This is a genomic window from Thioalkalivibrio versutus, assembly GCF_001999325.1.
Taxonomy (GTDB): domain Bacteria; phylum Pseudomonadota; class Gammaproteobacteria; order Ectothiorhodospirales; family Ectothiorhodospiraceae; genus Thioalkalivibrio; species Thioalkalivibrio versutus.
This window is the reverse complement of sequence record NZ_MVAR01000027.1, coordinates 41051-65729: the sequence shown is the minus strand read 5'-3', so window position 1 is coordinate 65729 and position 24679 is coordinate 41051. Positions and strand designations below refer to the sequence as shown.

The window sequence follows — 24679 nt, the reverse complement described above, 5'->3', positions numbered from 1 at the left end:
CTGGCAGGCGGCCAGACGAAACCACCGTAAACACCAGATGACGAACCAGGCCTAGCCACAATCCTCGACGGCAGCAGTCCGCAGCCGCCTACCGAAATCCTGAGCGATCAGGGCGAGGCGCGGACGCCCCTACGCTCGCCATCGACGTCCTCGACCTCGGCGTCGAGGTCGTGCAGGCGGCGGGTGGTCGCCAGCGGCGAGGTCGTTCCGCGGGCGACCAGGCGATAGGCCGCCGGGATCACGAACAGCGTGAACAGCGTGGCGAACAGCACGCCGGAGAACACCGCTACCCCGATCACGAAGCGCGTCTCCTCGCCCGGACCGGAAGCCAGGATCAGCGGGATCGAACCGGCCACAGTGGTCAGCGCGGTCATCAGGACCGGCCGCAGACGCATGCGCGAGGCCTCGAGGATCGCGGTATCGAAATCGCGCCCACGATCGCGCAGCTGGTTAGCAAACTCCACGATCAGGATGCCGTTCTTCGCTGCCAGCCCGATCAGCATGACCATGCCGATCTGGCTGTAGATGTTCAGTGTCTGACCGGTGACCGTCAGCCCGATCAGCGCCCCGACCACCGCCAGCGGCACCGTCAGCATAATCACCAACGGGTGCACGAAGCTCTCGAACTGCGCCGCCAGGACCAGGAACACCACCAGCAGGGCCAGCGCGAACACGAACAGGATGGCCTCGGAGCCACTGCGCAAATCGAGCGACTCGCCCTTGTAGTCGATCCCCGCCTCGGCCGGCAGCAGCTCGGCCGCCTTCGCGTCCAGGGCGTCCAGGGCCTCGCCCAGGGTCATGCCGTCACGCAGCCCGGCGGTCAGGGTCACCGCGCGCGAACGGTTGTAGCGCTCCAGCGACGATGGGCCGGCCTGCTCCTCGTAGGTCACCAGGCTGGACAACGGCACCATCGAGCCAGAGCTGGAGCGCACGTAGAGGTTGTCGATATCCCCGGGCGTGCGGCGCTGGTCGGCCAGACCCTCGATGATGACGTCGTATTCCTCGCCACGGTCGACAAAGGTGGTCACGTCGCGGCCGCCCAGCACGATATCCAGCGTGCGCCCAACATCGCGCATGGACACGCCCAGATCCCCCGCACGGTCGCGGTCCAGACGCACGTTGAGCTGCGGCTGGGTGGGTTCGTAGTCCAGGTCCACACGGGTCAGGCCGTCGATGCCCTCGGCGGCCTCGCGCATGATCTCGCCCCATTCCTCGAGCTGATCGTAGTCCGGCCCGGAGATGACAAACTGCACCGGCGGGCCGATACGGCCACTCGAGAGCCCCTGACGCATGATCACCCGCGCCTCGACTCCCGGCATCTCGTCGATGATGCCGCGGATCTGGTTGATGACCTCCTGACCCGAGACATCACGGTCATCCCAGTGCTCCAGGATCGCGATCACGAAGCCGTTGTTCATCAGCTCCGAACCACCAAAACCGCGCGGCGTGCGCACCAGTGCACGGCGAATCGGGCCATCCTCGATCAACGGCTGGATGCGTGCCTCGACCTCGGCCATCTGCCGGCTCATATACTCGAAGTTGGCACCCTCGGGGCCATCCACCAGCACGAAGAAAGATCCGCGGTCCTCCTGCGGGGCAAATTCTTCGGGCAGTTCCGCGAACAGGTACCAGCCGCCCGCCAACACGGCGGCGAGGAGCGGCAAGACCAGCCAGGAGCCCTTGAGCCCCTTCGCCAGTATCCGACCGTAGCCAGCCTCCAGCGCGGCAAAGCCGCGGCCGATATAACGCGCCACGCCGGTCTCGTCGTCGCCCTTGTGCATGAGGCGCCCGGCCAGCACGGGGGCCAGGGTCAGTGCCACGATGCTGGAGAAAAACACGGCAATGGCCATGGCGATGGCGAACTCGGTGAACAGCTGGCCCACCGTGCCGTCGAGGAAGGCCAGCGGCACGAATACCGCGATCAACACGGAGGTCGTCGCGACGATCGCGAAGCCCACCTGCCCGGCGCCGCGATAGGCCGCCAACAGTCCCGGCTCGCCGCGCTCGATACGCCGGTGGATGTTCTCCAGCATCACAATCGCGTCATCCACGACCAGGCCGACCGCCAGCACCAACGCCAGCAGGGTGAGCAGGTTGACCGAGAATCCGAACAGGCTGATGCCAATGAAGGCCGCGGTGATCGCCACCGGGACGGTCACCGCCGGGATCAGGGTCGCGCGCCAGCTGCCCAGGAACAGGTAAATCACGAACACCACGGCGGCGGTCGCCACCGCCAGGGTGATGTAGACCTCGCGGATCGCGCCCTCGATGAATACCGATTCGTCGTAGGTGGTCACCAGCGAGGTGCCCTCCGGCAGGGAGCCCTGCAGGCTGGCCGCCATGGCCTTCACCCCATTGGCCACCTCCAGCACGTTGGCGTTGGACTGGCGGATGATCCCCAGCCCGATCATGTCCTCGCCATTGCCGCGGAACTCGCTGCGCTCGGTATCCGCGCCCACGTTCACCTCGGCGACATCGCCCAGGCGCACCAGTTGTCCGCCCTCGCCTCGCTTCAGCACCAGACCGGAGAAATCCTCGGGCGTGCGGTACTGGCGTTCCACGCGTACGGTGAACTCGCGCTCCAGCGAATCCAGGCGCCCGGCGGGCAGTTCCACGTTTTCCTGCTGCAAGGCGTCAGCGATGTCGGTCACGGTCAGCTCGCGCGCGGCGAGGGCCTCGCGGTCGACCCAGATGCGCATCGCGTAACTGCGGGCGCCGCCCCGGCGCACCAGCCCCACGCCATCCACTACCGAGAGGCGGTCGATCAGGTTGCGCTCGGCGTAGTCCGCAAGCTCCAGCGCATCCATCGTGGTGCTGGCAAGGTTCAGCCACAGGATCGGGTTGGAATCGGCATCCGCCTTGGTCACTTCGGGCGGGTCGACTTCGTCGGGCAGATCGCCCAGTACCCGGCTGACCGCCTCGCGCACGTCATTCGCGGCGGCGTCGATGTCGCGACTCAGATTGAACTCGATGGTGATGCGCGAGCGCCCGTCCTCGCTGGAGGACTGCATGAAACGGATCCCCTCGATCCCCGCGATGCGGTCCTCGATCCGCTGGGTCACCTCGCGCTCGATGATCTCGCCACTAGCGCCCGGATAGATGGTGTCCACCGTCACCACCGGCGGATCGACATCCGGATACTCGCGCAGCGGCAGGCTGTCGTAGGCGATCAGGCCAAAGGTGATCAGCAGCAGGTTGAAGACAATCGCCAGCACCGGCCGGCGATTGGCGACGTCCGAAATGATCATGTGTCGGCCCCGGCCTCGCCGTTGCCGTTATCGGAATCCGGTACGCGCGGCGGGAGCACACGCACTTCCCGCCCGTCACGGACCCGCGAGACCCCTTCGGAGACCACGGTATCCCCCGGCTCCAGGCCATCCAGCACCTCGGCGTAGCCCGGGTCGCGGCGGCCAATACGGATGCGCACGCGCTCCACCGTGCCGTCGTCGCGCAGCCGGAACACGAAGTGCTGATCGGCGACCTGCTGGATGGCACCCTCCGGCACCCCCGGGCGTTCGACCGGGTCCAGCGGAAGACGGATGTTCACCAGCATCCCGGGGCGCAGCAATAGATCGGGATTCTCGACCAGGGCGCGCACGGTCAAGGTCCGGGTAGCCACGTCCAGACGATTGCTGACCGCCGCCACCTGCCCCGCGAACTCTCCGCTCGCGCTGCGGCCCACTACTTCCATACCCAGACCGATGGCGGCGGCATGGCGCTCGGGCACGGCGAAATCGACTTTCACCACCGATACATCATCCAGCTCCACGATCGCGGTACCCGGACTCACCAGGGAGCCGGGGCTGACCTGGCGCAAGCCCAAACGGCCGCTGAACGGGGCCCGGATCACCCGGTTCGCAACCCGCGCCTCCGCGGCGGCCAGACGGGCCTCGGCCTCGTTCAGCCGCGATCGCTGCTGATCCACCTGCTGCTGCGTGACCACGCCGTCGGCCACCCGGTCGCGCACGCGGTCCAGTTCGCGCCGGGCCTCGTCCACCTGCACGCGGATCTCGCGCAGGGCGGCGCGTTCTTCGTCGGCGTCCAGGCGCACCAGCACGTCTCCGGCCTCGACCGCATCGCCATCATCGAACAGGATTTCGACCACACGCTCGGTCACGCTCGCGGTCACCACGACCGACTCGTTGGCCTCCACCGTGCCCAGGGATTCGACCATGGTCTCGAAGGTGCGCGGAGCCACCTCGCTGACCCGCACCGGCGTGCGCTCGTCGCGTTGGGACGCGGCGGGGGCATCGCCTCCCTCGTCACGGGCGCCATCCTCGGGGCCGAACGCAAACCAGGCCGCGGCCACGATCGCCACAACCAGGACCAGCCCCAGGAACCCGCCTATCGCCTTCACTTGCCTTTCCCCCGACACGAATGCGGCCCGGCATCTAGCCGGGCCACGGTTGAACGTCCCAACAGTGTAACGACCGTCACGTTTCGTCGACGTTCCGCAACGCGGCCGGCAGGTCGCCCAGGGGTCGGCCATGCGGCCGGGTGTAGTCAATCATTGGACCCTTCGGCACGATGCCGCTGGGATTCAGCATCGGGTGACTACCGTAGTAATGCGCCTTGATGTGATCCATGCGCACCGTCTCGGCCACCCCCGGGCGCTGGTACAGCATGCGCAGATAGGCGGAGAGGTTCGGGAAGTCCAGCAGCCGCTGGCGATTGCACTTGAAATGGCTGTAGTACACCGGATCGAAGCGCAGCAGCGTGGTGAACAGCCGCCAGTCGGCCTCGGTCAGTCGCTCGCCGACCAGGAACGGCTGGCGTGCCAGGCGCTCCTCCAGCCAGTCCAGGGTCTCGAACAGACGGTCGAAGGCCGCCTCGTAGGCCTTCTGGCTGGTCGCGAAGCCGCTGCGATACACCCCGTTGTTCACGTTCTCGTAGACCCGCTCGTTGACCGCATGGATCTCCTCGCGCAGATCTTCCGGATAGAAATCCAGGGTGTTGCCGGTAATGCCGTCGAACGCGCTGTTGAACATGCGCACCATGTCCAGCGACTCGTTGTTCACGATGCGGTCGGCCTGGGTGTCGAACAGCGCCGGCACGGTGATGATGCCGGTGTAATTCGGATCGGTACGGGTGTAGAGCTCGTGCATGTAGCGCGAGCCGTGCACCCGGTCCCCGGTGCAACCGTCGCAGTCATCAAACGACCAGCCGGCGTCACCCATGTAGTGGTGCACCACCGAAACCCCGATATGCGGCTCCAGACCCTTCAGTTTGCGCAGGATCAGCGTGCGGTGTGCCCAGGGGCAGGCGTAGGAGACATACAGGTGATAGCGCCCTGACTCGGCCGGATAGCCGCCGTCACCCATCGGGCCCGGCGAACCATCCCTGGTGACGTAGTTACGGTACTGCTGGTCCTGGCGCACGAACTCGCCGCTCTCGTCCGACTCTTCTTCCAGCCAGCCCTCGCGCAATTCACCGTTGATCAAAAGACTCATGCCATGCTCCTGCCGTCTGTGCCCGGCACCGAATGCGCGCACGCCTCAATGGCTGAATGTATGTGATAGCCCGATCATCCCATCGATTTTATCGAAGATAAATCGCGTTAAATGCGGTCGACCGTTCTACAAAATCGAACGAATCCGGTTCAGGAGGCCCGCAGGGTGCCGTCGAAATAGCGCGTCAGGAAGGTATCGAAGTCCAGCTCGTCCGCCTGCTCGATGGCCGCCTGATCGGCCAGGCTCTCGCGGGCCAGGGCCTCCAGCGTCTCGGCGCGCGGCAACGGCCCGTTGAAGCGAAAGGCCTCGCGGTGCTGGGCCGACAGGCGGCGCGCGTAGGAGTAGAACCCCTCCTCGCGCGCCATCATGTCTTCCAGCATGCGCGCGGACGGGGTCAGATCCGCCTGCTCGACCTTGCCCCACTGCTCACTGAGCGCCCGGCGGTAGGGGTCACCCGGCAATTCCTGATCCAGAACGGCCGCCACCGGTCGCATCAGCGCCAGCAGCTCGCGCGCCCAGGCCTGGAGCGCAACGCTCTCGCCCCCCCGGCGCAGCTCGAGGCCCGGGCGACGCCCGTAATGCGCGACGTCCAGCAGGTTGCGGTCGATCGCGTCCAGCTCGCCGTCGGCCAGCAGCGGGCTCGGCTGCAGCAGACAGGCCAGTGCGAACACCTCGAGAAAACGCAGCTGGGTCTCGTCCACCCCCAGCGGGTGCTGGGCGTTGATGTCCACCGAGCGCAGTTCGACGTATTCGATGCCACGCGCCTCCAGGGCGTCGGTCGGCTTCTCGAAACGCTCCAGCGGCTGCTTGGGCCGCACGGTGGAGTAGTACTCGTTCTCGATCTGCAGGATGTTGGCATTCAGCTGGCGATACTCGCCATCAACCTTCACCCCGATGTTCTCCCACTCGGGGCTGGGGGTATTGATCGCACAGCGCAGGGAGTCGACATAGCCGGCCAGCGAGTTGTAGTCCGCCTTGATGCCGGTGTCCGCCTCCTTGCGGTTGGTATAGCCGATATCGCCCATGCGCAGGCTGGTGGCATGCGGCAGATAGGAGGTGTCGTCGTCGAAGTCCTCCAGCACCGCGCCGTGGCCTTCGAGAAAGGAGTTGCAGACGGCCGGCGACGCCCCGAACAGATAGGGCACCAGCCAGCCAAAGCGCAGCAGGTTGCGGATCATCCCCATCATGCGCTCGTCGCGGAAGGCGCGGCCGTCGGGCGCACCGAGCACCTCCGCCAGCGCCGGCCAGAATTCCGGGCGCGGGGAGTAATTGAAGTGGACCCCGGCGATCACCTGCATCTTGCGTCCGTAGCGATGCCCGAGACCGATGCGGTAGACGGTCTTCATGCGCCCGGCGTTGGAGGCACCGTACTGCGCGACCGGAATCGCATTGTCATCAGCCGTCACACAGGGCATGGAGGTCGACCACAGGGTCTCGTCGCCGACGTTGGCGGCGGCGAAGGCCTGCAGGTCGTGCAGGAAGCCGAGGGTCTCGCGTACATCCTCGAACGGCGGCGTCACCAGTTCCAGCAGCGCCTCGGAGTAATCCGTGGTGATGTATGGATGCGTCAGCGCGGATCCCAGCGCGGCCGGGTGCGGCGTAAGCGCCGGCGAGCCTTCCGGCCCGACCCTCAGGGTCTCCTTTTCCAGCCCGATCTGCCCGTGCAACCCGACACCCGCCAGCGCCTCGGCCAGCTGGTGCGTCAGATCCTGCAGCTTGCGCTCGTCCGTACTCACGTGATGGTAACCCTGCGGTCATCGAAACCCGGCGAACATACCCGAATGCAGCGCCACGGTCACATACGACCCGACGCGGTCCGCGAGGTTCGTGCGACGCCTGCACCGCAAGCGGTTCCCAAATGGCCTATAACTAAAGTTGCGGGGTACACGGAATGCTGCAACGTTCATCCAGCATGCTCGACTTCTTCGCCCGGGGACGTGACGCGCCGTTCCTGGAGGAGGCCCGTGCGCGCCCCGATCTCCCGGTGCCGATGATCGAGAACGCGCACCCGGCCGGCCACCTGAGCACCCCGCCAGTCCGCGAACTGATGCTGAGCCAGTCCGTGGGCGCCCCCTTTCGCTACCACTGTGACATCGGGGCCGGTCCGTTCTCCGGTTGCGCCGGCCCGCGCGAATTCGTGGTGATCGCCCCGCAGGTCGCGGGACGCTGCCATATGCGGGACCCGGCACGCATGCGGTTTTTCGGCATCCCGCCCGAGCTGGCCCGGGACTGCCTGGAGCGCGACCCCGGCGATCCGCTGGACTTTGGCCACCTGCATACCCGACACCACCGGGACCCCCTGATCACCCAGGCCCTGGATGCCCTGTGGCAGGAGATGGACCGTGACGACCCGGCCGCGCAACTGTTCGTCGAGAGCATGCTCGCCGTTCTGGTTGTGCGCCTGGCCCGCATGGCCGAACACGACCGGGACCTGGACAGGCGCCGGGGCGGCCTGGCACCGCACCAGTCGGCACGGGTGATTGACTACATGCAATGCCATCTGGATCAGCGCATCACCCTGCGCGATCTGGCGGCCCTGACCGGACTCTCGCCCTGGCACTTCGCGCGCGCCTTTCGCGATACGCACGGCCTGCCACCGCATCGCTATCTCACCCGCCTGCGCGTGGAGCACGCCCGCGACCTGCTGACCCGAACATCACTGAGCATCACCGAGATCGCTGCCGCGACCGGGTACTCCCCGCAACAGCTGGTCCGCCATTTCCGCCAGGCCCTGGGTGTGGCCCCCGCGGCATACCGGCGCCAGCATTAAAACGGATCCATGCGCCCCTGGAAATCACCGCAAGATTCGCCCCACCCCCGCAAGATCGTGACCGCCCGCAAGGGCTTCCCGGCCTAGGCTCGAAGTAACGCCGACACCCGGCCCGGTTTGTCCTGGCGGAGGTCCACTGCATGTCGTCAGCCCCGGAATGCCTGTCACCCCCATCTGCCGCCGAGGACTTCGGCGAGCATCTGGTCAGCGTGCTCAACCACGGCGCGCTGTGCCTGACCCTGTCGATCGGGCACCGCACCGGGCTGTTCGACCACATGCGCGACCGGCCGCCTGCCACCTCCGGCGAGATCGCCGCCGCCGTGGGCCTGAACGAGCGCTACGTACGGGAATGGCTCGGGGTCATGGCGACCAGCGGCATCGTCACGGTGGATGCGGATGGCCCACGATTTGCTCTGCCCGCGGAACACGCCGCCTGCCTGACGCGCGCGGCAGCCGCCGACAACCTGGCCGTGTTTGCGCAGTACATCGGCCTGCTGGGTGGGGTGGAGGACACGATCGTTGCGGAATTCCGAACCGGCGGTGGCGTGGGGTACGAGCACTACACGCGCTTCCACGAGGTGATGGCCGAGGACAGCGGCCAGTCCGTACTGTCGTCACTGGAAAGCGACATCCTGCCATTGGTTCCGGGCCTGACCGACCACCTCGAGCGCGGCATTCAGGTCCTGGATATCGGCTGCGGCAGCGGGCGTATCCTCAACCAGTTGGCCGCGCTGTACCCGCACAGCCGGTTCACCGGCCTGGACCTGTCCACAGAGGCTATCGAGCGCGCCCGCGCCGAGACACACGCCACCGGGCTGGGGAACGTCGAATTCATCCAGGCCGACGCGGCCGAACTGGATCGGCATGTCGCCGCGCAACAGTTCGCGCTGATCACCACCTTCGATGCCATCCACGACCAGGCCGACCCGCTGGGCGTACTGACGGGCATTCACCGCGCGCTCAAGTCCGAAGGCATCTACCTGATGCAGGACATCCGCGGCTCCGGACAGATTCATGGCGATCTCGAGCATCCGCTCGGACCCTTTCTCTACACCATCTCCTGCATGCACTGCATGCCGGTATCGCTCGCCCGGGGCGGACCCGGCCTGGGCGCGATGTGGGGCGAGCCCATGGCACGTGACTACCTGGAGCGCGCCGGCTTTCACGACATCCGGGTCCACCAGCTGGTCCACGACCCTCAGAACAACTGGTACGTGGCCACCCGTTAACGACGGCGCGAGGAGGACTCATCCATGACCGAAGCCAATCTCTACCAACGCCTGGGCAGCAAGGCACGGATCCGCGGGCTCGCCAGGCAGCATCTTCGACGAGGGGAACACGGATGCATCTGCAACGGCACCGGCGGCCCGCAGGCCTGCAGGGACCGCGACAGGCTGACCATCCATCGCGGCATGAACATCCGCGAGGAGGCATTCGTCGCCGTGGTCGACGACCTCGCCGAGACCCTGGAAGAACTCTGAATTGGGCAGCGCGAAAAGGAAGCGCTGCCGATGATCTCCGGGTCTCTGAAACCGGAGATCGTTCGCGTCTGACGCGCCTTCACCCACCCACCTGGAGGACACGATCATGAAAACACTCACACCCATCGCCGCCTTCACGCTGGCCACTGCACTGGCGCTGTCCGCCCCGCTGGCAGCCACCGAGCCAGACGACCACTTCATCATCCGCGACTGCGAACAGTCGCGCGCGGACCTGGCGGGGGCGATTCGCGAATACGCCGAAAACGAGGAGGACTGGATCTTTCTGGCCGAGTTCGACCTGGCGGGCGGTGACATCACCGCGCTCAAGGTCTGCTACCTGCCGCTGGGACCGGACATCCTGGATGCCGGGCTGCATGTCGGGGCGATGATGCCCTGCGGCCACATCGGCCTGTACGAGGAGGACGGGGGCACGAAACTGTCCATGCTGCACCCGAAGTTCATGACGACGCTGCAGCCGCACCCGAGCCTTGAACGTGCCGTGGAAAACGCCGAGCCCGCCTTCGAGGCGCTGCTGGATCATGTCCTTGGTGGGTCGTAGGGACGCCGCGCCAAGCCACCCCGCCGGTTTGCCACGAGGCGCCCAATGCCCGGCCCAAGGTTGACGGTCGTCGCATGGACGCTTCTGGCTCTGGCGGGGCCGGCCCTTCCGGGCGGCGCCGGGACGGCGGAGGAGATGCAGGTGCATACCGACCCCGACAGTGGGCTGATCACTTGGCACTGGCAGGGCGAGGGGCTTTCGCTGGAACTCGCACAGCGGCTCCCGGACCAGACCCGCGCGTTCTTCCTGGGCCGCGGGTTCGACACCGAGGATGCGACGTTCATCGCCGGCCACTGCGTGTTTCAGGGCGTCCTGCGCAATACCGACCGCAGCGCATCGGCCACCGTGGACCTGCGCCAATGGCGCAGCCAAACGCCAAACGGGGCCGCGCGACCGCTCCCCAACCGCGACTGGCAGGACGAGTGGACGAGCCGGGAGGTTCCGGAAGTAGCCCGTATCGCCTTTCGCTGGGCCTTGTTCCCTGGCGAACACCGGTTCCAGCCCGGCGACTGGCTGATGGGCATGATCGTCTTCAAGCACCCGCCCAGCACGACATTTGATCTGACCGTGCACTGGCGGCAGCAGACGACCCTGCGGCAGTCCACCCTGCCCGATCTACGCTGCGCCGGGGAACCGGAACGGGACGAGGCCGAACCATGATGAACCGGCGCCGCTTCCTGACTGCAATCCCCGGTGGCCTGCTCGGCCTTTCGCTGCGGCCCGTGTGGGCGGAAGCCACGCACCTGACCGCGCTGGAGCCACGCCCCAAGGGCCCGCCCCTGGCACTGGAGGACATCGATGGGCAGCACCATCGACTGGAGGACTATCGCGGACGTGTGGTGGTGGTGAACTTCTGGGCCACCTGGTGCCCACCCTGTCGCGACGAGCTGCCGTCGTTGCAACGGCTCTGGGAGCAGTTGCGCGATGCGGGCCTGGCGGTGCTGGGCGTGAACGTGGGCGAAGACGCCGATCGCATCTTCTTCTTTACCGCCGACTACCCGGTCGATTTCCCTCTGCTGCTGGACCAGGATTCCGCCACCATCGACCGCTGGCCGGTTCGCGGCATCCCCACCACGTTCATCATCGATCCCGAGGGCCGCATCGCCTACCGCGCCATCGGCGCCCGCGACTTCGATCATCCGCGCCTCCTCGAGCGCCTGCGCGCGCTCGGGCTCGACTGACAGCCCGCTGCAGCGCCCATGGCGCTTTCTGCGGGGCGGCGGCCTTCCCGGATATCGCGGCCGCCCGGTATCCCGATGCCGGCCGATCTTGTAGATTAGCAATCCCTAATAATCAAGGGATGAGACGTGGAGTCATCCGGAGAACACCGTAGCTGGGAGGACCGGATCGTGGATGCGCTACGCGCGCCCGCGAGCTGGCTGTTCGTGCTGGGGCTCGTGCTCGGTGCCGCCGCCGTGCACTGGGGCGTCGAGCGCCCACCGGCCGAGGGGGCGTTGATGGTCACGGTGCACAATGACAGCGACGTGCTGATCCAGGCGATCCACTTCGACTTCGGCCACGACCTGTCGGAATCGAGCATCCGCGAGGGCCAGCTCCGGCCCGGGGAACACCGGCGGGTGGCGCTGAACCATGTCCCCGCAGCCGGCTTCAACATGGAAATCCGCTACGCCGACGGGCAGGTACAGGAGTTCTGCGCCAACCGCGGCGTGGAAGGCTGGGAACAGGAAGTCCGGGTCTACCGCTAAGGACACACCACCCCGGCCAGGTGTTCAGGTGCCGGCCAGCACCGGGGCGACATCGGCGAATGCTAAAGACTGGGTCGAGCACTGCACCGCATTGGTGGAGGACCGCGCCGGCAACCTCCGCCTGCTGCACTGGCCCGATCATGGCACTGTGCAACACGCGCAGACGGGCACCCCCGCAGTCAATACACTCGATCTTGATTCGCTCCTCGCCAAACGATAGGTGGGCGCCTGTCACCGGGCTGTCATGGCCCTGTAGTACCGTGGCCACAATGAACGAATCGCGATCGCGTCACTGGGCGGGAGCCGGCGCCGACCTGCTCCTGCTGCTGCAATCCATCACTAATCACGAACAGGCCCAGCGCCTGGCGCGCGTGGCCGGCTGGGTGCTGGTGTTCGCCGGGGTTGTGGTGGTGATGCTGGGTGTCCTGGTGCAGCACACGCCCACCATGCTCGAGGGCACGCTGGTCGCCCTGCTGGCACTGGTGGGCGGCTGGCTGCGCAGCCGGGTCGCCGCCACACTGCTGATGCTGCTGATGGCACTGGGGCTCGCCACCGGCCTCGCGGTGGGCGCGGCAACCGGCGGAATCCTGCTGCAAGTCGCGCTGTTCGGTGTCGCCCTGCGCATGGTCGAGGGCACCTTCCGCTTCCGCCGCCCCGTCACCGCCGAGTAGCCCGTGCTGCCAGCGAGACACCGCAGCGAAGCACGAGACGCGTCAAATAAGCGCTGAGACGATCCAACCAGCGCGGGTGGCTCCGGACAGCGACCGCTTCGTCGCCGCGCTCCACGCAATGACGCGCCAGTAGCAGAACGCACCCCCCAGGGACGGCTAGGCAGGCCGCCCGCGGGCGCGGAAACTTGAACCCAGCCGGCGGGGCGGACAGGATGAGCGCCTCCATACCCCGCCAAGGAAGCGCGAACGCGATGTCCGTCGTCGGCCGCCTGCAAACCCGCCTGCGAGCCTTCATCTGGCCGGCCTGGGCCACCCGCATCCTCGGGACGCTGTCGATCCCGGGGCTGATCCTGGCCACGCTGTTCTTTGCCGCCTCGCTGACCCCCAGCCTGATCCCGCGCACCGACGACGTCCAGGGCATCCTGTCCGGGGTATCGCTGGCGGCCGGCTACGGCCTGGGCGTGTTCTTCCACTGGCTGTGGTCATACCTGGAACTGCCGGAGCTCGGCGAGCGCACCCACAACACCCTGGTCGTGATCGCCGGCGGCGGGGCCATGCTGATCGTGCTGATCTTCCTGTGGCAGGCCACCGAGTGGCAGAACAGCATCCGCGCGCTGATGGAGCAGGAGCCGGTGGATGGCGGCTTCCCCATCCGCCTGGGGCTGATCGCGGCGGCGGTGTTCGTCGCCACGCTGGCCGTGGCGCGGCTGTTCCAGTTGCTGGTGCGCTTCCTCGCGCGGCATCTGCGCCGCTTTATCCCGCGGCGGCTGTCCAACGTAATCGGCGTACTGGTGGCGGCCGGGGTATTCTGGGCGGTGATCGACGGGGTGATCCTGGAATACAGCCTGCGCGCCGCCGATCGCAGCTTCCAGCAGTTCGACGTGCGCGAACACCCCGGGGCGCAGCAGCCGAGCGCGACCTTCCGCACCGGCAGCCCCGCCTCGCTGATCAGCTGGGACGAGGGCCTGGGCCGCCAGGGCCAGCGCTTCATCCACCAGGCCCCGGACGCCGCCGCCATTAGCGACTTCTCCGGCGAGACCGCACTGGATCCCATCCGGGTCTACGTGGGGCTGAACGCCGCCGAGACCATCGCGGAACGCGCCCGGCTGGCCCTGCAGGAGATGCTGCGGGTCAATGCCTTCGACCGCTCGGTGCTGGTGCTGGCCACGCCCACCGGACGCGGCTGGGTGGACAATCGCGCAATCCAGCCGGTCGAGTACCTGCACGGTGGCGATGTGGCCACGGTGGCCGTGCAGTACTCCTACCTGCCGAGCTGGCTGTCGCTCATGGCGGAATCGCAGTACGGCCATGAGACCGCCCAGGCGGTGTTCGCGGAGATCTACGGCTACTGGAAACAGCTACCACCGGACGCCCGCCCGGACCTGTACCTCTACGGCCTCAGCCTGGGCGCGCTCAACTCCGAGCGGGCCGCGGACCTGTACGACGTGATCGGCGACCCGTTCTCCGGCGCGCTGTGGGCGGGCCCGCCATTTCGTAGCGAGACCTGGCGCGACATCAAACGCCAGCGCCAACCCGACTCGCCCGCCTGGCTGCCGCGCTTTCGCGACAGTTCGGTGGTGCGCTTCACGAACCAGGGAAACCACCTGGACATCCCCGGCGCCGAATGGGGCCCGATGCGCATCGTCTACCTGCAGTACGCGAGCGACCCGGTCACCTTCTTCGAGCCCCAGGCGCTGTACCGCCAGCCAGAATGGATGCAGGCACCGCGCGGCCCGGACGTCTCTCCGGACCTGACCTGGTACCCGGTCATCACCATGCTGCAACTGGCGGTGGACGTAGCGATCGGCGATGCCGCCCCGCGCGGCTACGGCCACGTCTACGCCACCGAGCACTACATCGATGCCTGGCAGGCAGTGACCAACGCAGACCGGTCCGCGGACGAGATCGAGTGGCTCAAACGCCACCTGGCCGACTGACCGACAGGGTGCCTACCCCGCGCTTTCCCCGGCGACCAGGCCTCGCTTGCGCAGGTTGCGGCCCGTGAAGTTCACCATTGCCACCACGGTCCCGGCATACAACAACGCGACGCCCCCCACGATCCCGAGCATCACGGCGTCCAGTGCAATCCCCTCGGCCCACATCACCAGCAGGGTGAGCGGAATCTGTGTACCGAGGAGCACCGCGATCATGGCGGCGATCACGCGCCACTTCTCGGCGCGCGACAGATAGCGCCCGTTCCTGCGCCCGAAGGACTCGCAGGGCCACACCACCGCCAGCGCCAGAATGCCCATCCCGATCGCCGTACCGGCTTGATCCAGATCGACATAGGCGCCCGCTACCATGGCAGCGATCAACAGCGAGAAATAAAGCAGTACAAACCGAAACAGCAGACCCTTGATGGACATCGTCTCCCCTCCCTGGGATATCTGAAAGCCGCACCACCCTGTGCGACCTGGATGCATGTCGGAGTACCCCGACATGCACGATCATGACATGCGGCTACTGCTCGGTGAACTTGGCACCTTCGAGGATCACCGGATAGCTGTAACCCGCCCCGAAGTCGCGATCCAGGATCAGCGTTCCGGTCACCGAGACGCGGTCGCCCACCTCGGGCAACTCGGTGGAGGTGACGGTGATGTAGTCACCCTCGCTGCCGGTACCGTCGACGAAGTGGATGAAATTGCGCCCCATGATGTCCTCGTTCACCCGGCCCACAATGCCTTCGAGCCGGACCTCTTCCCCATCCAGCTCGGCCGGGGCCTGATTCAGCTCCTCCACCGTATGCATCGGTTCGGCGCTCGCCACGCCCCACCCGAGCAACCCCACCAATAGTCCCGCCAGAATTCCCGCTTGTCCGCGCATTGCTCGACTCCTGTTCTCTTGTTTGCTTGTTGGCGTTGGGGAAACGCTGAACAACATCTCCCTGGGCGAATCATCCCGCGGTCGCACAAACCCATGCCATCGATTGATGCAGGGGTCGCCGTGCGCCCGGAAGCCCGGTCGGTCCCATTCTGGCACACAAGGACCGGCGCCCTGTCTGACCGCCTGTGCCACTATGCGCCCGGACGGGGCACCCGTTCACTGCCGCAACCACACCGCAAAGGAAACCACCATGTCCAGCCCTTATCGCCTCGCCACCGCCGTGGCCGGCGCCTGCATCCTCCTGGGCTCGGCCGGAGCAGTTCAGGCAAGCCCGTTCCACGGTTCCTACGTCGGCGGCCAACTCGGCTGGGTCGGTTATGACATCGACTACCGCGAAGACAGTGACGGCGGCATCTCCGGGCTTAGCGCCTCCGGCTTCACCGGGGGTGTCATGACGGGCTGGGGTACCGTCCTGGACAACGGCCTGTACCTGGGCTTGGAACTGAATGCGCAGAACGAGGACGCCGACCTGACGGTCACCCTTGATGAGAGCGAACTGGGGGTGGATAGCAAGTACAGCTACGGCATCACCGGCCGGCTCGGCACCACGGTAAACGACAACGTCCTGTTCTACGGCCTGGCCGGCTACCAGCGCTCGCGCCTGGACTACCGCCTTACCGATACAGAAGAGGACATATCCATTCGCTTCAAGGACAGTATCAACGGTGCCCGGCTCGGTGTAGGCGTCGAATACCAGATGGACAACCGCCTTTTCATGCGTGCCGAGTACTCGTACACGCTCTTCGAAAGCGAGCGCTATCGCATCGAGGGCGAAACCCTGCACTTCGATCCCGATGCCTCGCGCTTCATGGTCGGTCTCGGCTACCGCTTCTAGCATTCCTTCACGGCCCGTCCGCCATTCGGCAGCGGGCCTTTTCAGGCTGCGCGGGCAGCGTCCCGCATGCCTCCGGTCAGGCGCCGCTTCAGTCCCTCCGCAGCGCGGTTCACCACCAGGTACAGGCAGGGCACCACCAGCAGCGTCAGGATCATCCCCGCGATCAGGCCGCCGACCACGGTCAGCGCCAGAGGGCGCATGATCTCCGCCCCTTCGCCGAGGCCGATCGCCAGCGGCAACATGCCCAGCACCGTCGTCAGCGTGGTCATCAGGATCGGGCGCAGGCGCAATGCCCCGGCCTCCACGACCGCCCGCGCCGGGCTCAGGCCACGGAGTCGACGCCCCTGCTCGATGTACTCCACCAGCAGGATTGCGTTGTTCACCACCACCCCGATCAGCAGGATGGCGCCAATCATCACCGGGGCGGAGACCGGTGTGCCGGTCGCCCACAGGATCGCGACTACCCCGGTCAGCGACAACGGCGCGGCCGCCACGATCACCAGCGGATTCGCCAGGCGCTCGTACTGAACGGCCAGCACCACCAGCACCAGGAAGATCGCGAGCGCCACCACCGTGGCCATCTCGCGCTGGGTCTCCTGGATGGCCTCCCACTCGCCACCGATCAGCAGACTGTAGTGCTCGGGCACATCCACCTCGGACAGGCGCTGCTCGACCTCGGCCATCACCGAGCCGACATCGTTCACCTCGGTGTTGATGTCGCCGTTCACGCGCACCACCCGGCTCTGGTTCTCGCGCTCGATATGCGCAGGTCCCTCGCCGATCTCGAACTCGGCCACGTCCGCCAGGCGCACGGGATCCCTGTTGTCGCGGAACAGGATCATCCGCCCCAGGGTGGCCGTATCCTGCACATCCTCGCGCGGCAGGCGCACGCGCAGGTCGTACTCGCGATCGTCACGGACGTACTGCGTGGGCACTGATCCCTCCACCGCGTCGCGGATCGCCTGCCCCACCGGGCCCACCTGCAGGCCCAGCGCAGCCGCCCGCTCGCGATCCACATGGACGCGCAAAATCGGGCTCTGGTCCTCGCGCCCAACCTCGACGCCCTCCAGGCCCCGGATGCCTTCGAGGCGCCCGGCGATCTCGCGGGCAATGCGGCGCATCTCGGTCAGATCCGCCCCGACCACCGCAATCGAGAGGTCACCCCCGGTGATACTAAACTGCAGCCCCTGGATACTCGGCGGTCGCACGGTAATCCGTGCCCCGGGGAGTTCCAGCGCATCCATTGCCTCCTGCGCCTCGGCCACCCATTGTCCCGCGCTCATCTCGCGCTGTCCGGCCGGGGTCAGCTGGACGGTGATATTGGAGGTGCCGGGGCGCTCGTTGACCACGCCGCCACCGAGATGCCCGCCGACCATCGCGAACACGCTCTCCACATGCGGCAACGCCTCCAGCGCGGCCTCGATATCGCGTGCGGCCGCATCCGTCTCGTGCGGGGGCGTGCCCGGCGGCAGGACCATGCGCACGCTGACCTGGCCATCGTCGACCTGCGGCAGGAACTCGGTGCCCAGCTCACCGCCCACCTGCACCGCGCCGATCAGCAAAACGACGGCCGCCCCCAGCACCGCCCAGCGCAGGCGCAGCACCTTCGGCAACAGGCGCCGGTAACGTAGGCGTAGTCCCTGCACCCCGCGATCGAAGCCGCGCAGCAGCCAGGTCCGGTCCAGTCCGCTCTCCCAGCGGATGCGTGTCAGCAGGGCCGCGAGCATCGGCACCAGCGTAATCGCCGCGGCCAGGGTCGCGATGATCGCAAACGAAAGCGTCAGGATCAGCTCGCGGAAGATCAGTGCCCCGATCCCGGTAATCAGCAGGAACGGGAGCACCGCGGCCAGATTGGTGAGGGTGCCCGCGATGACCGCCGAGACCACCTCGCCGGCCCCGTCATGGGCCGCCTGCTCCGGCGACTTCCCGAGCTTGTCGCGATGGCGGACGATGTTCTCCAGCATCACGATGGCGTTGTCGAGCAACAGCCCCACCCCCAGCGCAAGCCCGCCGAGGCTGATGATGTTCAGGGTGAGCCCGCCCAGGCCCATCATGGCGAAGGTCGCCATCAACGCGATCGGGATCGACAACCCGATAATGAAGCTCTTGCGCAGGCTGCCGAGAAACAGGAACACCGCCAGCATCGCCAGCACGCCGCCCAGGATCGCGGCGGTACCCACCGAACTGACCGCGCCACGGATGAACGGGGCGGAATCGCTTACGACCTCCCACTGGATGTCCTCGGGGATGAAGCCCGAGCGCTCGAGTCGTTCGAGCGTGGCGCGTACCGAGTCCACCGATTCGACGGTATTGGCGTCCGGCAGCTTGAACACGGACACGCGCGCGGCCGGCGTGCCGTCCAGGCGGATGAACAGGCGCTGCTCGCGGTGGCCATCGCGCACCTCGGCCAGCTCGCCGAGGCGCACATGCGCGGACTGCGGCCCCGGCAACGGGATCAGCACATTGCGCACGTCCGCCTCGGAGGCAAACAACCCCTCGGTCTTGGCCATCACGTCAAAGGTATCGGAGGTCACCCAGCCCCCGGCCACCTCGCGGTTCTCGTCCTCCAGCGTCGTGCTGATCGCCGCCAGCGAAAGGCCATAGCCACGCACCCGCTCCTGGTCGAGGATCACCTCCAGTTCGCGCTCCTGCCCACCGGAGGCCTCCACCGAGGAGATGCCGTGGATCGCGATCAACTGCGGCGCCAGCTGGTGTTCCACCCAGTCGCGCACCGCGGTCTCCGAGCGCACGGTAGAGGAAAACCCCGCCTCCCAGATCGGGTCCTGCGAGGGGTCGTACTTGTACAGGCGCAGGGATTCGAAATCGTCCGGCAGCTGGGTGCGCGCCAGCTCCAGGTGGCGCGCCGCATCTTGCAACGCCAAATCCAGGTTGGTCCCGTACTCGAACAACAGATTGACGTTGGTACGGCCCTCGGAGGCGCGGCTGTAGATGCGGGTGAGGTTCTCGGTGGCCGCGAGGTTGCGTTCCAGCACGCGGGTCACCTGTTCCTCCATCACCTCGGGCGAGGTGCCGGGATGGTTCACGGTCACGCGGATGTGCGGATACTCGACGTGCGGCAGCAGGTCCACCGGCAGACGATCGACAAAGAACATGCCGAGCACGATCACTACCGAGGCCAGTGCCATGATCGCCACCGGCCGGCGGATGGAGAAGCTGGTCACCCGCCCGCGCGGGCGGTCCTCCGGTTCGGCCGCCACCCCCTAGCCCCGCCAGCCAACGATGCGCACGCGCTGGCCCTCGCGCATGTCGATCGGGTTGGTGGCCAGCACGATCTCGCCGTCCGCCAGGCCGTCCGTGATCTCGGTCCATGGGCCGCGGGTCACGCCGGTCTCGACGCTGCGGCGCTCCAGCTGCTCGTCCACCACCACATAGACATAGCGCTGGTCGCCGTCCTCGCCGATGGCGGCGGCCGGGACCGCCAGCGCATCCGGGCGTTCGTCGACGGTCATGCGGATGCGCGCCAGATTGCCCGGGCGCACGCCGTTGACGGCCGCCTCGGCCGGCAGGGCAACCTCCACCGTCACCTGCTGCGAGTCCGGCGAGGCCGCCGGAAAGATGCGCCGGATCTTCGCGACATAATCGGCATCCGGAAACGCATCCAGCCGAATGGGCACATCCTGGCCCACCACCAGATCGCGCACGTCCAGCTCGGACACCCCGGGACGCAGGACCAGCGTGGTGGTATCGACCAGTTCCAGCAATGTATCGCGCGCGGCGACCGCCTCGCCGGGCTCGACCATGCGCTCGGTGATCACGCCGTCACGGCTGGCGGCGAGCGTCCCGTAGTCCACCCGCGCCTGCCACAACGACCGCTCGCTCTCGGCCGAGCGCAGCACGGCGCGCGCCCGCTCGTAACTGGCACGGCTGGCAATCCCCTCGTCACGCAACTCGGCACTGCGCGCGTATTCCAGCCGGGCCTCCTCCACATGCGCCTCGGCGCGCGCCAGCTCCGCGCGCTCCTCGGCCACGTCCAGTTCGATCAGGGTGTCGCCCTGCTCCACGCGATCGCCTTCCTCGACATGCACCGCCTCGACCACACCATCGGTGCGCGCCGCCAGGCGCACCCACGCCCGCGGCTCGACCCGCGCGGACACCATCAGCTCGCGCGACAGATCCCGCGGCTGGAGCTCCACCGCCGCGACCGGGGTGGCCGCCTCGCCGCCTTCGTCATTGGCCCCGGCATCGTTGCCATTCCCGCAGGCAGTCAGCGAGAGCACCAGTGCAAAGGCGAGCGCGACTCCAGCCCTGCGGGTCGCGCTCGCGGACCGCGCGAATAAACCATCCTGGATGTTCGGCATGTGCAGCGACCTGTTTGGCGAGGGGGGCGCGCGGTGCCATCGTGCTCCCGCGGGCGACCGACCGTTGGGATTGATCCCCATGGTAGCGGTTCCTGCCCACGCCCCGCAGGCCAGGGAGGCGCTCGGGGTTCGCGCGGGTGCCCCCTGCTTTCCGGTCCTGCACGGCGCCCGGCGGGCAAACATGCGACGATTGGACGATGCACTCGACACCGCATTTTCCGCTGCGTGGCCTGTTCCGCCGCCTGCTGGGGCCGTTTGCCGGCCTGGAGCCCGAGGCCGTGCAGCTGGACAACGACGAGTGGGAGGCCCTGCGTCGACGGGCCCCGTTCGTCGCCCGCCTCACACCGGAAGAGCGCTCCCGGCTGCGCGAACTGGTCGGCCAAATCCTGGCGCAAAAGGAATTCATCGGGATTGCCGCGGAACCGGAACCCTGGCAGTGCCAGGTGATCGCCGCCTACGCCGCGCTGCCGGTGCTGGAACTGGGCCTCGAGCCTTATCGCGACTGGCGCACGCTGATCCTGTATCCCGACACCTTCGTGCCCGAGCACGAGTGGGTGGACGAGTCTGGCGTCGTCCACCAGGGGGCGATACCCCAGTCCGGCGAGGCCTGGGAGCGCGGCCCGGTCATCCTGTCGTGGAACGATGTCGAGCGCGACGGCGCTGTGGTCGTGCACGAGATGACCCACGTACTGGACGCCGGCAACGGCGAGGTGAACGGGTTTCCGCCACTACGCCGCGGGCAGTCGGCCGGTGCCTGGACGGAGGATTTCTCGCGGGCCTTCGAGGCTTTCGTGGAGGCCGTGGAGTCCGGCGAAATCGACGAGGCCGAGCTGCCGCTGGACCCCTATGCGGCCACCGCCCCGGAGGAGTTCCTGGCCGTCGCGACAGAGTCCTTTTTCTTCGAGCCGGCGCGCCTGCGAGAGGCCATGCCCGAAATCTATGAGCATCTGGTGGCATACTTTGATCAGGAGCCCCATCGACGCGGCGACCTGATCGCCTCCAGCACGCAACCCGCCCCGGAGCACACACCATGATCCGCAGCCCCTTTCGTTCCCTGCACCTTGCTCTTCTGGGGATTGTCCTGATGCTGGCCGCGCCCCTCGCGCTCGCCGTGGACGACCTGGACAGCCATTACGTGACCCTGGAGCCGGTGGTGGTGAACATGGCGTCCTCCGACCGCGGGCGCTACCTGCAGGCCTCCATCCAGCTGGAAGGCAACGATCTGGAAGACGCCCGCGCGATCCGCGAGCATATTCCCGCAGTGCGCGACCGACTGATCCGCATCCTTGGCGGGCGCAGTCCGGACAGCCTGACCGGCGGTGGCGCGCGCGAGGACCTGCGCAACGAGGCCACGGAGGAGCTGAACGAGTTGCTCGAGGAGATTACCGGGGCACCCCGGATCGCAGCCCTCTACTTCTCGGATTTCATCCGCCAGTAATCCTCACTCGCCGGCAAGGAAAAGCCCCCGGCAGCACAGGCTACCGGGGGCCGATGCTCCCGCCAGCACATGACGGGATCGAGCCCCGCTGGGGGCTCACTCCATAATCGATCATCGCTCCTTGATGGAACGATCAGTGCGGCCGATGCAGCAGCGGCATCTCGCCACGCTCCATCATGTGCCGGATCAATGCAGCCCGACCGGGCTCTTCCTGCTCCAGCTCGTCGGCGCACTGCGAAGGCTCGTGCGCGGCCTCCGATAGCATGACCTCCAGCTCGCGCAGGTCGACCTTGGGTTCCTGCAGGTCTTCCGGCTTCGGGTTCTCCAGCATGTTGGTTTTCCAGAACATGCGCGGGTGCCAGCAATGCAGTTTCGCATCCGGGTTGTGAAAGAGCTCGACACAGCGACGATTCAGTTCCTGTGCATTCATGGGGATCACTCCTCGCTCCAATGCATTCACCCTGATGTATAGACCCCGAAATACCCGAGTTCAAGGGTTGGTCTTTGAAGAGGGCCTCACTCCGCAGTCTCACCCCGGGCGGATTCCAGCGCCTCCAGCGCCTCCATCCACTCGGCCTCCGCCGTCTCCAGCCGACTGCGCAAATCGCCCTGTTCGCGGGTCAATTGGGCCAGACGATCCGCCGCCTCATCGGCGTACAGCGCCGGATCGGCCAGCTCGGTCTCCAGCGCATCCAGTCGTTCCTGAACACGGACACATTCCTGCTCGGCTCGGTCCGCACTCTTTTTCAGTGGCTTGAGTGCGGCACGCGCCTGCGCCGCCTGCTGCCGCCGTTCCTTCTGTGACAGTGCCGGACCACTCGGGGACGTCGTGGCGGGCGTTCCGGGGTCTTTCGCGGCGACACTTTCCCGCTCGCGGGCCTTCAGCTCGCGGGCGTAGTCATCCAGGTCCCCCTCGAAGTCGCTCAGGTGGCCGCCTTCCACCTTCCAGAAACGGTCGCAGACGCGAGCCAGCAGTTCACGGTCATGCGCCACCACCACCAGGCCACCGGCATAGTTCTCCAGCGCCTCGGCCAGCGCCTCGCGCATGTCCAGATCCAGGTGGTTGGTGGGTTCATCCAGCAGCAGTAACGAGGGCGCCTGCCAGATCAGCAGCGCCAGTACCAGGCGCACCCGCTCCCCGCCGGAACACTGACCCACCGGAGCGTCCGCTTTCTCGCCGGGAAAACCCATGCCACCGAGAAAGTTGCGCAGGCGCTGCTCCTCGGCGCGCGGGTCCTGACGTTGCAGGTGCACCAGGGGCGAGGCCTTCAGGTCCAGCTGCTCGCTCTGGTGCTGGGCAAAATAGCCGACCTTCAGGTTCGGCTCCACGCGGCGCTCGCCCGCGGTCAGGGCCAGCTCGCCGGCCAGCAGCGTCAAGAGTGTCGATTTCCCGGCACCGTTCGGGCCCAGCACGCCGATCCGGTCCTCGGGGCGCAGACGTAAAGTCGTCGGATGCAGGCGGACGCGATCCCCGGATCGGACCTCGGCATGATCCAGCGCCAGCAGGGGGTCGGGCAGACGCTCCGGGGTCGGGATCTCCAGATGAATCGGCCGGGCCGCGCGGATCACCGCGACCTCGTCGAGCTTCTCCAGACGCTTCAGTCGGCTCTGGGCCTGGCGTGCCTTGCTCGCCTTGGCACGGAAGCGGCGCACAAAGTCCTCCAGGTGGGCGCGCTCGGCCGCCACCTTTGCGGCCGACGCCTCGCTCTGGGCCATGGCCTCGGCGCGCTTGGCCTCGGCGTGGGTGTAGCTGCCGGCGTACAACGCGATACCACCGCGCTCGATGTGCGCGATATGGGTGCAGACCGAATCGAGAAACCGCCGGTCATGCGCAATCACGATCACCGTCCCCGGATAACGCGCCAGCCAGTCCTCCAGCCACAGGATGGTCTCGACATCCAGGTGGTTGGTGGGCTCGTCCAGCAACAAGAGATCCGAGCGCGTCATCAGCGTGCGCGCCAGGCCCAGGCGCATGCGCCAGCCGCCGGAGAAATCGCTCATGGGCCGATCCGCATCCGCCGCAGCGAATCCGAGGCCTGCCAGCAGTCGGCGCGCACGGGCATCGGCCGTCCAGCCGTCAATCGCCTCCAGCGCGCCGAACAGGCGGGCCTGCTCGGCGCCATCGGACACCTGCTCCAGGCGCTGCTGCAGGTCGCGCAGTTCGGTATCCCCATCCAGCACGTAGTCCACGGCCGAGCGCTCGCTCCCCGGGACCTCCTGCGGAAGGTGCGCCACCACCCATTCCGCGGGCTGGTCGATCTCGCCGGCATCCAGGCTCAATTCGCCCTGCAACGCCGCCAGCAGGCTGGACTTGCCGGACCCGTTGGCGCCGGTCAGGCCGACGCGCCAGCCCGCATGCACGGTGAGGCTGGCGTGCTGCAGCAGGATCTGGCGGCCGCGACGCAGCTCGATATCTTGTATTCGAATCATGCGGCGCAGTGTAGGGCAAGCGCGCGCCCGGCTCATGTAGGCCGGCCGTTCCTCGGGAAACGCCGCCCCGGTGCAGGGTGTCAGAATCCTGCCGCACCTTGCCGCCCGCGGCGGTGAGGACCTGCCGGGGGCGGCGA

General features: G+C 67.2%; 21 protein-coding genes and 1 pseudogene. 12 read left to right on the top strand and 10 right to left on the bottom strand.

The window, feature by feature from the left end:
• Positions 1–107: 107 nt before the first annotated feature.
• The 4 genes from B0684_RS10595 to gshA form a co-directional block, all read right to left on the bottom strand.
• The gene (locus B0684_RS10595; protein WP_018176272.1) at positions 108–3248 is read right to left on the bottom strand and encodes an efflux RND transporter permease subunit; all 3141 of its coding nucleotides are present in this window, start codon (positions 3246–3248) and stop codon (positions 108–110) included.
• Entirely contained in the window at positions 3245–4357 is a 1113-nt protein-coding gene (locus B0684_RS10590; protein ID WP_018176273.1) for an efflux RND transporter periplasmic adaptor subunit, read from the bottom strand. The genes B0684_RS10595 and B0684_RS10590 overlap by 4 nt, the downstream gene beginning before the upstream one ends.
• A 76-nt stretch (positions 4358–4433) precedes the next feature.
• Complete coding sequence (locus B0684_RS10585; protein ID WP_018176274.1) at positions 4434–5450, bottom strand: glutathione S-transferase family protein; 1017 nt, start codon at positions 5448–5450, stop codon at positions 4434–4436.
• Between the two features lie 149 nt (positions 5451–5599).
• Positions 5600–7186, bottom strand: coding sequence for a glutamate--cysteine ligase (gene gshA, locus B0684_RS10580; protein ID WP_018176275.1), 1587 nt, complete (start codon positions 7184–7186; stop codon positions 5600–5602).
• Between the two features lie 176 nt (positions 7187–7362).
• On the opposite strand from gshA, the gene B0684_RS10575 reads away from it, so the two are divergent.
• The 9 genes and pseudogenes from B0684_RS10575 to B0684_RS10530 all read left to right on the top strand — a co-directional run bounded on the left by B0684_RS10575 (position 7363) and on the right by B0684_RS10530 (position 14574).
• Positions 7363–8220 (top strand): helix-turn-helix domain-containing protein, encoded by an 858-nt coding sequence (locus B0684_RS10575; protein WP_018169183.1) that lies wholly within the window; start codon positions 7363–7365, stop codon positions 8218–8220.
• Between the two features lie 140 nt (positions 8221–8360).
• Complete coding sequence (locus B0684_RS10570; RefSeq protein ID WP_018169184.1) at positions 8361–9449, top strand: class I SAM-dependent methyltransferase; 1089 nt, start codon at positions 8361–8363, stop codon at positions 9447–9449.
• A gap of 24 nt (positions 9450–9473) precedes the next feature.
• A pseudogene (locus B0684_RS10565) lies at positions 9474–9773 on the top strand (globin family protein).
• Positions 9774–9807: 34 nt separating this feature from the next.
• Positions 9808–10260 (top strand): DUF302 domain-containing protein, encoded by a 453-nt coding sequence (locus tag B0684_RS10560; protein WP_018144698.1) that lies wholly within the window; start codon positions 9808–9810, stop codon positions 10258–10260.
• Between the two features lie 45 nt (positions 10261–10305).
• Complete coding sequence (locus tag B0684_RS10555) at positions 10306–10920, top strand: hypothetical protein (RefSeq protein WP_026304779.1); 615 nt, start codon at positions 10306–10308, stop codon at positions 10918–10920.
• Positions 10920–11441: a TlpA family protein disulfide reductase gene (locus B0684_RS10550; protein WP_018650587.1), complete on the top strand. Its 522-nt coding sequence runs from the start codon at positions 10920–10922 to the stop codon at positions 11439–11441. The genes B0684_RS10555 and B0684_RS10550 overlap by 1 nt, the downstream gene beginning before the upstream one ends.
• A 126-nt stretch (positions 11442–11567) precedes the next feature.
• Entirely contained in the window at positions 11568–11966 is a 399-nt protein-coding gene (locus tag B0684_RS10545) for a hypothetical protein (protein ID WP_018176278.1), read from the top strand.
• A gap of 269 nt (positions 11967–12235) precedes the next feature.
• Positions 12236–12637: a hypothetical protein gene (locus B0684_RS10535; protein ID WP_018169189.1), complete on the top strand. Its 402-nt coding sequence runs from the start codon at positions 12236–12238 to the stop codon at positions 12635–12637.
• Between the two features lie 251 nt (positions 12638–12888).
• A complete protein-coding gene (locus B0684_RS10530; protein WP_018176280.1) occupies positions 12889–14574 on the top strand; it encodes an alpha/beta hydrolase in 1686 nt (561 codons plus the stop codon).
• A gap of 12 nt (positions 14575–14586) precedes the next feature.
• Here B0684_RS10530 and B0684_RS10525 read toward each other — a convergent pair whose 3' ends face one another.
• Together B0684_RS10525 and B0684_RS10520 are read right to left on the bottom strand one after the other, a co-directional pair.
• Entirely contained in the window at positions 14587–15003 is a 417-nt protein-coding gene (locus B0684_RS10525; protein ID WP_018176281.1) for an ABZJ_00895 family protein, read from the bottom strand.
• A 94-nt stretch (positions 15004–15097) separates the two neighbouring features.
• Entirely contained in the window at positions 15098–15460 is a 363-nt protein-coding gene (locus tag B0684_RS10520) for a single stranded DNA-binding domain-containing protein (RefSeq protein WP_018169192.1), read from the bottom strand.
• A 250-nt stretch (positions 15461–15710) separates the two neighbouring features.
• Between B0684_RS10520 and B0684_RS10515 the strand changes: the two genes are divergently transcribed.
• Positions 15711–16355: an outer membrane protein gene (locus tag B0684_RS10515; protein ID WP_018169193.1), complete on the top strand. Its 645-nt coding sequence runs from the start codon at positions 15711–15713 to the stop codon at positions 16353–16355.
• Positions 16356–16396: 41 nt separating this feature from the next.
• On the opposite strand, the gene B0684_RS10510 is transcribed toward B0684_RS10515, so the two are convergent.
• Positions 16397–19573: an efflux RND transporter permease subunit gene (locus tag B0684_RS10510; RefSeq protein ID WP_018650588.1), complete on the bottom strand. Its 3177-nt coding sequence runs from the start codon at positions 19571–19573 to the stop codon at positions 16397–16399.
• A 3-nt stretch (positions 19574–19576) separates the two neighbouring features.
• A complete protein-coding gene (locus tag B0684_RS10505) occupies positions 19577–20674 on the bottom strand; it encodes an efflux RND transporter periplasmic adaptor subunit (protein WP_416200032.1) in 1098 nt (365 codons plus the stop codon).
• Positions 20675–20871: 197 nt separating this feature from the next.
• Between B0684_RS10505 and B0684_RS10500 the strand changes: the two genes are divergently transcribed.
• Together B0684_RS10500 and B0684_RS10495 are read left to right on the top strand one after the other, a co-directional pair.
• A complete protein-coding gene (locus B0684_RS10500) occupies positions 20872–21708 on the top strand; it encodes a M90 family metallopeptidase (RefSeq protein ID WP_018650590.1) in 837 nt (278 codons plus the stop codon).
• Positions 21705–22112: a flagellar basal body-associated FliL family protein gene (locus B0684_RS10495; protein WP_018650591.1), complete on the top strand. Its 408-nt coding sequence runs from the start codon at positions 21705–21707 to the stop codon at positions 22110–22112. Before B0684_RS10500 ends, B0684_RS10495 begins: the two co-directional genes overlap by 4 nt.
• Before the next feature lie 133 nt (positions 22113–22245).
• Here the strand turns inward: B0684_RS10495 and B0684_RS10490 are convergent, their stop codons facing one another.
• Positions 22246–22542 carry a hypothetical protein gene (locus B0684_RS10490; RefSeq protein ID WP_018144712.1) on the bottom strand — a complete coding sequence of 99 codons (297 nt, stop codon included), beginning with the start codon at positions 22540–22542 and terminating at the stop codon, positions 22246–22248.
• Between the two features lie 86 nt (positions 22543–22628).
• A complete protein-coding gene (locus B0684_RS10485) occupies positions 22629–24542 on the bottom strand; it encodes an ABC-F family ATP-binding cassette domain-containing protein (protein WP_018650592.1) in 1914 nt (637 codons plus the stop codon).
• Between the last annotated feature and the right edge of the window lie 137 nt (positions 24543–24679).